9 protein-coding genes, 1 tRNA gene and 1 pseudogene are annotated in these 10,705 nt (G+C 67.7%); 6 read left to right on the forward strand and 5 right to left on the reverse strand.

Annotated features, from left to right (window positions below):
* Nucleotides 1–32 precede the first annotated feature (32 nt).
* Nucleotides 33–890 carry a sugar phosphate isomerase/epimerase gene (locus WFQ05_RS11730; RefSeq protein ID WP_337053944.1) on the forward strand — a complete coding sequence of 286 codons (858 nt, stop codon included), beginning with the start codon at nt 33–35 and terminating at the stop codon, nt 888–890.
* A 532-nt stretch (nt 891–1,422) separates the two neighbouring features.
* Here WFQ05_RS11730 and WFQ05_RS11735 read toward each other — a convergent pair.
* A complete protein-coding gene (locus WFQ05_RS11735; protein ID WP_337053945.1) occupies nt 1,423–2,250 on the reverse strand; it encodes an oxidoreductase in 828 nt (275 codons plus the stop codon).
* A 19-nt stretch (nt 2,251–2,269) separates the two neighbouring features.
* Here WFQ05_RS11735 and WFQ05_RS11740 point away from each other — a divergent pair, with 19 nt between their 5' ends.
* A complete protein-coding gene (locus tag WFQ05_RS11740; RefSeq protein WP_337053946.1) occupies nt 2,270–3,292 on the forward strand; it encodes a MurR/RpiR family transcriptional regulator in 1,023 nt (340 codons plus the stop codon).
* Nucleotides 3,292–4,152 (forward strand): DMT family transporter, encoded by an 861-nt coding sequence (locus WFQ05_RS11745; RefSeq protein ID WP_337053947.1) that lies wholly within the window; start codon nt 3,292–3,294, stop codon nt 4,150–4,152. The genes WFQ05_RS11740 and WFQ05_RS11745 overlap by 1 nt, the downstream gene beginning before the upstream one ends.
* A gap of 161 nt (nt 4,153–4,313) precedes the next feature.
* Here the strand turns inward: WFQ05_RS11745 and WFQ05_RS11750 are convergent, their stop codons facing one another.
* The 4 genes from WFQ05_RS11750 to WFQ05_RS11765 form a co-directional block, all read right to left on the reverse strand.
* Nucleotides 4,314–5,030, reverse strand: a complete 717-nt coding sequence (locus WFQ05_RS11750; protein WP_130517626.1) for a DUF1080 domain-containing protein — start codon at nt 5,028–5,030, stop codon at nt 4,314–4,316.
* A gap of 67 nt (nt 5,031–5,097) precedes the next feature.
* Nucleotides 5,098–5,682 (reverse strand): gluconate 2-dehydrogenase subunit 3 family protein, encoded by a 585-nt coding sequence (locus WFQ05_RS11755; RefSeq protein ID WP_130516903.1) that lies wholly within the window; start codon nt 5,680–5,682, stop codon nt 5,098–5,100.
* Nucleotides 5,682–7,367, reverse strand: coding sequence for a GMC family oxidoreductase (locus WFQ05_RS11760; RefSeq protein WP_130528336.1), 1,686 nt, complete (start codon nt 7,365–7,367; stop codon nt 5,682–5,684). Before WFQ05_RS11760 ends, WFQ05_RS11755 begins: the two co-directional genes overlap by 1 nt.
* 34 nt (nt 7,368–7,401) lie before the next feature.
* Nucleotides 7,402–8,283: a TIM barrel protein gene (locus tag WFQ05_RS11765; protein ID WP_337053948.1), complete on the reverse strand. Its 882-nt coding sequence runs from the start codon at nt 8,281–8,283 to the stop codon at nt 7,402–7,404.
* 660 nt (nt 8,284–8,943) lie between these two features.
* On the opposite strand from WFQ05_RS11765, the gene WFQ05_RS11770 reads away from it, so the two are divergent.
* From WFQ05_RS11770 to WFQ05_RS11780, 3 genes and pseudogenes are all read left to right on the forward strand, one after another.
* Nucleotides 8,944–9,019: transfer RNA gene (locus WFQ05_RS11770), tRNA-Ile, on the forward strand.
* 700 nt (nt 9,020–9,719) lie between these two features.
* Nucleotides 9,720–10,145: a hypothetical protein gene (locus WFQ05_RS11775; protein WP_337053949.1), complete on the forward strand. Its 426-nt coding sequence runs from the start codon at nt 9,720–9,722 to the stop codon at nt 10,143–10,145.
* 27 nt (nt 10,146–10,172) lie between these two features.
* Nucleotides 10,173–10,418 (forward strand): annotated as a pseudogene (locus WFQ05_RS11780) (Imm10 family immunity protein); the annotation flags it as partial.
* Nucleotides 10,419–10,705: the final 287 nt, after the last annotated feature.

Genomic DNA, 10,705 nt, shown 5'->3' on the forward strand with positions numbered 1-10,705 from the left:
CATCCTCGATCGTCGAATCTCCGGGAGGACCTATGACGCTCACCCTGCCCCGCCGCCTTGCCGCCACCGCCCTGCTGCTCTGCGCAGCGCTTCCCGCGCTGGCCAAGGAGCGCACCGCCGCGCAGCTGCCCATCGCCGTGCAGATGTACTCGCTGCGCAACATCCCCTCGCTGGAAGACCGCCTCAAGCTGGTCCACGACGCCGGCATCACCGCGGTGGAAACCGTGGGCACGCAGGACACCACCGCGCCGCAGCTCAAGGCGCTGCTGGACAAGTACGGGATCATCGTCACCTCCTCGCACGTGCCGCTGGCCGAGCTGCGCAAGGATCTGCCCGGCGTGGTCGCCTTCAACAAGGCCATCGGCAACCGCGTGCTGGTGGTGCCCTATCTGGACGATGCCGACCGGCCCAAGGACGCCGCGGGCTGGACCGCGCTGGGCAAGTCGCTGGGCCAGCTGGCCGCCACGCTCAAGGCGCAGGGCATGACGCTGGCCTATCACAACCACAACTTCGAGTTCGTCCGCTTCGGCGACAAGACCGGCCTGGAGCTGCTGCTCGAGGGCGCCGGCCCGGCACTGAAGTCCGAGCTGGACCTGGCCTGGGTGGCGCGTTCGGGCAACGATCCGGTGGTGTACCTGGGCAAGCTCAAGGGCCGTCTGTACGCGGTGCACGCCAAGGACAATGCGCCGGAAGGCCAGGCCGTCGATGAGAGCGGCTTCGCCGCTGTCGGCCACGGCGTGCTGAACTGGAAGGCGATCCTGCCCGCCGCCGATCGCGCCGGGGTCAAGTGGTACATCATCGAGCACGACAACCCGCGCGACCCGGCCGCCGTGGTCAAGGCCGGCGCGGCCTATCTGGTCGAACACCTGCCGGCCGATGTGAAGCGCTAAGGCGCGGCACGCAGGCACAGGATCGGAACGACGGCGCCTTCGGGCGCCGTCTTTCTTTGCAGGTCGTGGTCATCACGGCCTCTGATGCCTTCCACGTCGCGCCATTTTTGTAGAGCGGAGCTTGCTCCGCTGCGCTTCGGCCATCATCGGGAAAGCCCCAGCGGAGCAAGCTCCGCTCTACAGGTGGGAGCAGGCCGCCGAACAGATCAGCCTGGACCGTCACTGGCCGCGGCCAGGAGCGGCACCACGATGTCGCTGATTGGCGTCGGGATAAGGCCGGCGCGGCCTATCTGGTCGAGCATCTGCCGGCCGATGTGAAGCGCTGAGGCGCGGCACGCAGGCACAGGACCGGAACGACGGCGCCCTCGGGCGCCGTCGTTCTTTGCAGGTCGTGGTCATCACGGCCTCTGATGCCTTCCACGTCGCGCCATTTCTGTAGAGCGGAGCTTGCTCCGCTGCGCTTCGGCCATCATCGGGAAAGCCCCAGCGGAGCAAGCTCCGCTCTACAGGTGGGAGCAGGCCGCCGAACAGATCAGCCTGGTCCGTCACTGGCCGCGGCCAGGAGCGGCACCACGATGTCGCTGACGGGGGTCGGGATGCCGTGGGCGCGGCCGCGGCGGGCGATGACACCGTTGCGGATGTCCCATTCCAGCGGCCTGCCGGCCTGGCGGTCGCCGAGGATGGAGGTGCCCAGATCGGGCGGCGAGGACTGAAACTTCTCCAGGATCGCCTGCGGCACCTCGTCGCCGAGTGCGGCGCCCTCGGCCCGCGCCACGGCGAGGCCTTCGCGCAGATACGCCAGGGCGAGTCCGGCGATGTCCGGGCGGGCGAACATGCCGGAGCGGCGCTGCGTCAGCGCCATGAGGCCGGCCACCGCGTTCTGCAGCAGCTTGCGCCAGGCAACGGTACGGAAGTCGGCGACCAGCTCGATGGCGCAGCGGGTGCCGCGCAGCGCCTCGGCGACGACGCCGGCATAGGGCGTTTCCGGCAGGCTGAGGCGCGCCGGCGCGCGCAGGCGGACGCTGCCATCGGCCTGCGCCTGTGCGGGGAACCACACGACCGCGGGCACGATCCGTCCCTGCGGGCAGTGCGGCGCGAGCGAGTCGACCTGCTCGACACCGTTCTGCAGCGCGCACACCACCGTGCGCGGGCCGCCCAGCGCCGCGAGCCACGGCGCCGCTGCCGCGTTCTGCGTCGCCTTCACCGCCAGGAAGACCAGGTCGACCCTGCGATCGCACCGCGCGGGGTCGGTCAGCACCGGCCCAGGAACGCCGATGCGGCGATCGCCGTCCTGCAGCCAGAGCTGATCGCGGGCCGTGCGGCCGCACAGCAGGGGCGTGCGGCCGACCTCGTGCAGCATCGCCGCGACCGTGGTGCCGATGGCGCCGGGGCCGACAACTGCGACGGTAATGTCGGAAGGATTGGACTGCCTGTACATCGCGCACCTGTTGCTTGGTGGGAAGGGCTTGCTTACGCGCCAGTCGCGCGGGCCGAGTCGGATATGTAACATATTCCATATGAGCAGGAAAAAAGGTAACTCCGTTACGCAGGCGGAAGGACGGCTCGGCCAGTGGCTCGGCAGCATCCAGGCGCGCTGCGGCGATCTCGCCGCGAGCGAGGCCAAGGTCGCCGCGCTGCTGCTGGCCGATCCGCTGTTCGTGGGCGCCAGCACCACCGCGGAGGTCGCCGCACGCGCCGGCGTGTCGCCGCCGAGCGTGGTGCGCGCCGCGCGGGCGATCGGCTTCGCCGGCTTCACCGAACTCAAGCTCGAGATCGCGCGCGCCCGCGGCACCGCCGGCTTCTTCGCGCCTCCCGCCGCGCTCGCCGCCGATGCGCCGCTGGCCGCCGTGCTGGAGGCCTCCATCCGCGCGGGCACCGATGCGCTGACCGCGCTCGGTGGCGCGGTGGAACCGGCGGCGCTGGGCAAGGCGGTCGGCGTCCTGCACGCCGCGCGCCAGGTCATCGTCTTCGGCGCCGGGCCTTCGGCAACGGTGGCCGCCGATGCGGTCTTCCGCCTGCGCGCGGTCGGCGTCACCACCATCGGCATCGCGGATCATCTGTCGGCGATGATCGCGGTGCGCCTGCTCGGCCGAGGCGATGCCGTGATCGTCGTGAGTTCGACGGGGCGCACCGCCACCACGCTCGCCATCGCCGATGCGGCCGCCTCCGCCGGTGCCTCGCTCATCGCCATCAGCAACCAGTACGGCACGCCGCTGGCGAAGCTGGCCGATATCGCGCTGGTCGTCGGCGGGCCACCGCTGCCGGCGCAGATGGCCGCGGCGGGCAGCCGGCTGGCCCAGCTGGTCGTCGTCGATGCGCTGGTCGCCGCGCTCGCGCTGCGCGATCCGGCGCGCACGCGCCGCGCGGAGCGGGCGGGCATCGATCTGCCCGACCTGTCCTGATGTCGCCTGGCACGGTCGCGATGGTCCTCGGCGCGGCCGGGGCGCACGCGGTATGGAACCTCGCCTCCAAGTCCAAGCGCGGCGACGCCTTCCTGTTCGTCTGGGCCTATACCTGGGCGTCCACGCTGCTGTTCGTCCCGCTCGGCATTGCGATGGCGATCCGCGAGCAGCAGCCCTTCGATGCGCGGCTGGTCCTGGCATCGGTCCTCTCGGCAGGGCTGCACACGGCATATTCGCTGACGCTGCAGGCCGGCTACGACCGCGCCGCGCTGGGCGTGGTGTATCCGGTGGCGCGCGCGACCGGGCCCATGCTGACGATGGGCTTCGCGGTGCTGGTGCTGGGCGAACGCCTGACACCGGTGGCGGTACTGGGCGCGCTGCTCATCGTCGCCGGCATCCTCGTCGTCATCGGCAATCCCTTCCGCACAGGGAGCCGGCATGCGCTGCCGGGAATGCTCTGGGGTGGCGCGACCGGGGCCGCGATCGCGGCCTACACGCTCTGGGACAGCTACGCGGTCACCACCTGGCGCCTGGCGCCGGCGAGCTACTACGCCGGCACCCTGCTGCTGCAGGGCCTGATCATGATGCCGCTGGCGCTGCGCCGCAGGCAGCGGCTGGCGGCGACCCTGCGCAGCGACGCCAGGCCGATCCTGGTGGTGGCGCTGTTCTCGCCGCTGGCCTACCTGCTGGTGCTCACCGCCATGCAGCGCGCACCGGTGGCGCTGGTCGCGCCGCTGCGCGAGTCGTCCATCGTCATCGGCGCCCTGCTCGCCTGCTTGCTGTTCGGCGAGGACCATCTCGCGCGCCGCGTTACCGGCGCGGTCGTCGTCCTGGCCGGCATCGCGGCGATCGGCTTCTGAAGCGATGCCTTTGTTTGAGCAACTGTCTCAGATCGAGTCGCTCCCTCCCTGTAGAGCGGAGCTCGCTCCGCTGCTCTTCGCCGGGATCGTCGGGAAAGCCCCAGCGGAGCAAGCTCCGCTCTACGGATGGGTGCAATGACGCCGCTGGCGAGTCGAACCGGCTACAGCTCCCGCACCCAGATGTTGCGGTAGCTCACCTTGGCGTTGTGGTCCTGCAGGAAGATCGGCGCGCAGCCATGCGGTGCGTAGGACGGGGCGCCGATGTATTCGGTCTTGCCCGCGATCACCGTGTCGTTCTGCACCAGCACGCCGTTGTGCAGAACGGTGATGCGCGCCGGCGCAGTCAGGCCGCCGCCCTGCGAGAAGCGCGGCGCGGTCCAGATCACATCGTAGGTCTGCCACTGGCCCGGCGCGCGCGAGGCGTTGACCAGCGGGATGGCCTGCTTGTAGATCGAACCGGCCTGGCCGTTGGAATACGTCGCGCTCTGGTAGCTGTCCAGCACCTGCAACTCGTAGCGGTCCTGCAGGAAGATGCCGCTGTTGCCGCGGTTCTGCCCTTCCAGGCCCTTGGTCTCGGTCGGCGTGCGCCATTCCACGTGCAGCTGCACATCGCAGAAACTCTTCTTGCTGCGGATGCCCTTGCTGCCCGGCACCACGGTGACCGCGCCATCGGCCACGCTCCAGCCCGGCTTGCCGCCGTCCTCGCCCTCCCAGGCCGACAGGTCCTTGCCGTCGAACAGCACCACCGCATCGGACGGCGCCGCGCCCACCGGCGTGGCCACGACCGCCGGCACCGGCTTCCACACCTCGGTCTTGGCCGGGTCGCCCTGCGTCTGCTGCGCACACGCCGGCACGGCGGCCAGCGCACAGGCCAGCATCGCGATCGCTTGCTTGCTCATCTTGCTCTCCCTTGGGCGATGCCCTGGCATCGCGCGTTGTTGGCCTTCAGGTCGCCCAGGCCGGGGTGCCCGGCTCGTAGGGCAGATCGCCGTCGAAGCGGCCCGGCACCGGCACGTAGCGCAGCACCTTGGTCGCGCCCACCTCGGAGGTGAAGAAGCCGAACAGCACCAGCTGCTTGATCATGGTGAAGTAATGCGGCGGGATCGCCGCGCTGTCGGCGCCCTCGTCGTCGGCCTTTTTCGGATCGGGGCTGGCGGCCCGGGCCTCGGCGGCCAGCTTGTCCAGCAGCTCGGTGCGCTGGGCCGGCTTGAGCGCCAGGAAGCCGCCCTTGGCCCGCTTGTCCAGATCGGCCAGGCCGGCGCGGAACACCGCCTGCTGCTGCGGGTCGTAGCAATCGGTCACGAAGCGGGCCATGAACAACCCCACGCCCGCGTCCTTGGCGCCGGGCGTGTCGGTGCGCGGCAGGATGGTGTCGGCGATCTCGTCCAGCAGCGCCACCTGCGTCTTGGAGAAGGCGTTGTTGGCCGGCGGCACCGGCAGCTGGGCCTGGCCGAACACCACCGAGGGCAGGCCGATCATGGCCATGCCGGTGGCGGCGGTGATCATCTTGAGCAGTTCGCGTCGTTGCATTACAGGTTCCCCGCCTTGAGTTCGCGCACGGCATGGTCGGCCGCGCGCGCGGTCAGCGCCATGTAGGTCAGCGATGGATTCACGCAGGCCGCCGAGGTCATGCACGCCCCGTCGGTCACGAACACGTTGGGCGCATCCCAGACCTGGTTGTGCATGTTCAGCACCGAGGTCTTGCGGTCGCGGCCCATGCGCGCGGTGCCCATCTCGTGGATGCCCATGCCCGGCGCGTAGTCGCTCTCGTAGACCTCCACGTCCTTGACGCCGGCGGCCTCGAGCATCTCGGCCGCGTCGGCGCCCATGTCCTTGCGCATCGCGTGCTCGTTCTCGCGCAGGGACACGTCCATCGCCAGCACCGGCAGGCCCCACTTGTCCTTGACGTTACGGTTCAGGCTGATGGTGTTGTCGTGGTAGGGCAGGATCTCGCCGAAGGCGGTCATGCCGATGCGCCATTCGCCCGGTACGGTCAGCGCCTGCTTGAGGTCGGCGCCGATGTTGAGCTCGGCGATGTCGCGCGACCAGCCGGTGCGGCTGGCGCCGCCCTGGTAGCCGAAGCCGCGCACGTAGTCGCGCCGCTCCTCGCCCAGATTGCGGAAGCGCGGGATGTAGAAGCCGCACGGCCGGCGCCCGTAGTAGTACTTGTCCTCATAACCATCCACCCGGCCCGAGGCGCCGACGCGGAAGTGATGGTCCATGACGTTGTGGCCCAGCTCACCGGAGGACGAACCCAGCCCGCCTTCCCACACATCGGTGGCCGAGTTCATCAGCAGCCAGGTCGAGTTGAAGGCCGAGGCGTTGAGGAACACCACCTTGGCCGTGTAGACGTAGGTCTGCCCGGTTTCCGCGTCGATGATCTCCACGCCCTTGGCGCGCTTGCGGTCCTTGTCGTACAGCACTTCCTTGACGATGGAGAACGGCCGCAGCGTCAGGTTGCCGGTGGCCATCGCCGCCGGCAGCGTGGCCGATTGCGTCGAGAAATACGCGCCGAACGGACAGCCCAGGATGCACTTGTTGCGGTACTGGCAGTTGACCCGGCCCTGCTCGGGCTTGGGCTGGGTGATGTTGGCCGTGCGCGAGTGGATCATGTGGCGCGTGCCGCCGAAGGCCTTCTTCAGGCGCGCGGCCACGTCCTGCTCGACGATGTTCAGCGGGATCGGCGGCAGGAACTGCCCGTCGGGCAGCACGTCCAGCCCCTCGGTCGTGCCGGCGATGCCGGCGAAGCGCTCGACGTGGTCGTACCAGGGTGCGATGTCGGCGTAGCGGATCGGCCAGTCCACCGCGATGCCCTCCTTCGCGTTGGCGCCGAAGTCGATGTCGGACAGGCGATAGCTCTGCCGTCCCCACATCAGCGAGCGCCCACCCACGTGGTAACCGCGGAACCAGTCGAAGCGCTTGGTCTCGGTATAGGGGCAGTCCTTCTCGTCGGCCCACATGCCGTAGGTGCTCTCCGACAGCGGATAGTCGCGCTTGAGGACCGGATGATCGGCCTTCATCTGCTGGGTCGGCGTGTCGTGATGCGGATAGTCCCAGGCCTCCTTGCCCGCGTTGACGTAGTCCTTGATGTGCTCGATGTTGCGGCCGCGCTCGAGCATCAGGACCTTCAGGCCGCGCTCGGTCAGCTCCTTGGCGGCCCAGCCGCCGCTGATGCCGGAGCCGACGACGATCGCGTCGTAGTGGTTGTCTGCCATGGGTGACTGCTTCCCTCGGTGGATAGTGGGTCTCTCACACGTCGCACAGGGCGATGGCCTGGCGCAGCGCGTCGATCGGGTCGGTATGGGCGGCGCTGAATTCGTGCGCCACGTAGCCGCCAAAGCCGGTGTCGCGGATCGCGCGGCAGATGGCGGCGTAGTTGAGCTCCTGGGTGTCGTCCAGCTCATGCCGTCCGGGCACGCCGGCGGTATGGTAGTGGACGAAGTATTCATGGTTGCGACGGATGCTCGCGATGATGTCGCCTTCCATGATCTGCATGTGATAGATGTCGAACAGCAGGCCGAAGTTGGGCGAGCCGATGCGCTTGCACAGCTCCACGCCCCAGGCCGAGTGGTCGCACAGATAGTCGGCGTGGTCCACGCGCGAGTTCAGCAGCTCCATCACCAGCACCACCCCGCGCTTCTCGGCATGGCCCAGCACCCGCTTGAGCCCAACCTCGGCATTGCGCATGCCCTGCAGTGGGTCCATGCCGTTGCGGTTGCCGGAGAAACAGATCAGGTTGCGATAGCCCGCGTCGGCGACCAGGTCGATGTGGCGCGTGTAGCGCGCGACCAGCTCGTCATGGAACTCGGTGCCGGCGAAGCCCTGCTTCAGGCTGATCTCCGCCCCGTTGCACATCGGACTGTCGATGCCGTGCGCCTTCAGCACCGGCCACTCCTCGGGCCCGACCAGATCGATGGCCGACAGGCCCACCTGCTTGACCGTCACGCACAGCTGGTCGATGGGCTGCTGGAACAGCCAGCGCGCCACCGACTGCTTCAGCCGGCCCTTGGGCGCGGACGGCGCCGCCGCAGGGGCCGCGGCCCACGCAGGAAGCAACGCGGAGGAAGCGAGCCCGACGCCGGCCAGCACGCCCATGCGCAGCAGATCGCGGCGGGTGGGACCGTTGTTCATGCGGGGCGCTCCTGGGTCAGGGCGCGCGCCTGGGGCGAGTGCCGGCCATGCCGCAGCGAGAGGGCAACGGCCACAGACCTCAGCCCGCGTATTGCCACAGCGGGCTGGACACTGGAACGAGAAAAAAAGCGCCCCCGCCACGGAGAAGGTTCACCCTCCGCGTAGATCCAGCCCAAGCCCCGCGCACTGTCGCTTCGTGCCATCGCCTCGGCCTCCCAACCGGACATGACGCCGCATGAGCCTCCCCATGCAATCGATTGCACGATAGCAGCCGCGGTGCTGATTGCAAGCTGCAAACCCGCATTCGCGCGTGCTGCGCAGCAGCAATGACGATGCGCAAAGCGGCCCGGCCCGGCTTGCCGCAGCGCAGATGCCTGACATCGACTGGATGTGTCAGAGATGACAAAGAAGCCGGGCCGCGCCAGAGATGCCGAACCTCTGGCGTCTTCGCTTTTTCTGGAGTGCTCGACGCGACTGAGCACCGCACGCCCAGGCGTCATCCATGTAGGGGACCCGTCCCGCCCGCCGGTCCCCGCGCTCCACACAACGCTCGACCGCAACCAGCGCCAGAGCGCAGCTCGCCCAGACGCGGTCTACGCCACCACCCCCCAACCACATCGACGCGAGCGCCCCGGACGCTACAATGCCCGCCCCCGCAGCGGGCCTATAGCTCAACGGTTAGAGCAGAGGACTCATAATCCTTTGGTTCCAGGTTCGAATCCTGGTGGGCCCACCAGGTTCAAGTCACAGGAAGTCCTGTCTGCTGCCGAGACCGCCCCCAGTAATGGTTTTGGCTCTTGGCCGGTCAAAGGAACCCCGTGAAGCGGGGTATCGCAATGCGTCAGCACGGGGCCAAGCCCGCATTGTCCCGGGCCGCGCCACTCATCCCCTGACAAATGGCTGCACGAGGCCAGGATCGCTGATAGAACGAGCGAGTTCTGTGCCAAGGTGTAACCGCGCAGCTCGAAGCGCGCATGCTGTCGTCAACGTCATTACGGGGATGGTCAGCAAGGCGGCACAATGTCCAGACCGACGATGTCGTAGATACCAGAATCAGCCAATGCCTATCAGGCAGGCCTTTCTGCGACGAGCTTCCGCCTGTCCTGGCAGGATCGGCGGATCCGATACTGTCATGCACCGCGGAGATTCACGTAGGGGCGAGATTTCCGGGCGGCAAGGACGACCAGGACAAGCCATGAGCACAAACGAGATCAACGATACCTTGATGCCCTGTCCCTGCTGTGGACATCGGACGATTGGCGAGTCGGGCGGATATGAGATTTGTGATGTGTGCAATTGGGAGGACGACCCGGTTCAGTCGGAGCATCCGGACCTCGCCGGCGGTGCCAACAAATTGAGCCTCCATCAGGCCAGAGCCCAGTGGCAATCAGGCAGTGTGGAAAAGTAAGGATTGGATAGCCCTTCCTGGAGGACCGATGCGCCATCTCACCGACCTGGACGTCAGAACCAATCTTGCCGCTGGCCGCGAGGTCGAACAGTTGCTGCCTGAGCGCCATGAGCGGGATCAATGCGTGATCCGCTATATCTCCATCGAACGCCCTGGCCCGGATTGCTGGAGGGTCCGCCTCTGCGAGGTGTTCGACAACGGCACCCCAGATTTCATCGATCTCTACGAGTTCGAGGCGACCGACCCGGATCTTCCGTTCGGGGACGAATGGACATTCGACTCCATCGAGCGCGCCATGGCGTTCGCGAGGGACGCGCTTGGCGCCAGCCACGACCGTTACGTGAATCGAGGGGTCGTCCAAGACGAGTACAGGGAGCGCTATCACCCGGAGTGGGTGGCTTCTCCTTTTCCGCCCCCACGCGTGGGTCCTGAAAAACAGACCGATCGACGTTGATGGGCCGGCCCGGCGGAGAGGATTCCAATGATCTACAAATTCACGGCGGAAGTCGTGTCGGTCGAGGAAGACGACGACTGTGTGGTGGTTGGGCTGGCCGATGACGCCGCTGCGCCTTCGCGTCACCTGATCCTGCAGAACGCAAAGGCCTACGACGAACAGGACAGGCATCTGCAGATGGATCATGTCCACCTGGAAATCGGCGGTGGATCCGAGTCCTGCTATGGGGGCTTGGAGAAAGTGTCCCTGCTTGGCGACGTCCTTACGCTTTCGATTTCTGTCGAGACGCAAGGCAGGCTCGGCATCACGGAAGGCATCGAGGTCCTGCTGGCGACACGGGAGCTCCGTGGACGGCTTGAGCAGGCGCTCGAACAGATGTGTGCCGCGGAGGCGATCCCGTTTGTCCGAAGCATGTCCAGCCAACAACCGGGGGACCAGAAAACAACCTGGGGTTCTACCCCGAAATCACGGACGGTTGTAAAAGGGCTGAGAACTTCTGGTCTTGCCTGGCGACCCTTCGTCGCATCCTCGGGTTGTGGAACCGCTCGATGTATTCGAAC

It is taken from the genome of Pseudoxanthomonas sp. USHLN014, from assembly GCF_037153335.1.
Taxonomy (GTDB): domain Bacteria; phylum Pseudomonadota; class Gammaproteobacteria; order Xanthomonadales; family Xanthomonadaceae; genus Pseudoxanthomonas_A; species Pseudoxanthomonas_A winnipegensis.

Coding starts and splice junctions, on each gene's coding strand:
- WFQ05_RS11730 (WP_337053944.1), top strand. CDS start 33: ATGACGCTCACCCTGCCCCGCCGCCTTGCCGCCACCGCCCTGCTGCTC.
- WFQ05_RS11735 (WP_337053945.1), bottom strand. CDS start 2,250: ATGCTGCACGAGGTCGGCCGCACGCCCCTGCTGTGCGGCCGCACGGCC.
- WFQ05_RS11740 (WP_337053946.1), top strand. CDS start 2,270: ATGGCGCCGGGGCCGACAACTGCGACGGTAATGTCGGAAGGATTGGAC.
- WFQ05_RS11745 (WP_337053947.1), top strand. CDS start 3,292: ATGTCGCCTGGCACGGTCGCGATGGTCCTCGGCGCGGCCGGGGCGCAC.
- WFQ05_RS11750 (WP_130517626.1), bottom strand. CDS start 5,030: ATGCTGGCCTGTGCGCTGGCCGCCGTGCCGGCGTGTGCGCAGCAGACG.
- WFQ05_RS11755 (WP_130516903.1), bottom strand. CDS start 5,682: ATGCAACGACGCGAACTGCTCAAGATGATCACCGCCGCCACCGGCATG.
- WFQ05_RS11760 (WP_130528336.1), bottom strand. CDS start 7,367: ATGGCAGACAACCACTACGACGCGATCGTCGTCGGCTCCGGCATCAGC.
- WFQ05_RS11765 (WP_337053948.1), bottom strand. CDS start 8,283: ATGAACAACGGTCCCACCCGCCGCGATCTGCTGCGCATGGGCGTGCTG.
- WFQ05_RS11775 (WP_337053949.1), top strand. CDS start 9,720: ATGCGCCATCTCACCGACCTGGACGTCAGAACCAATCTTGCCGCTGGC.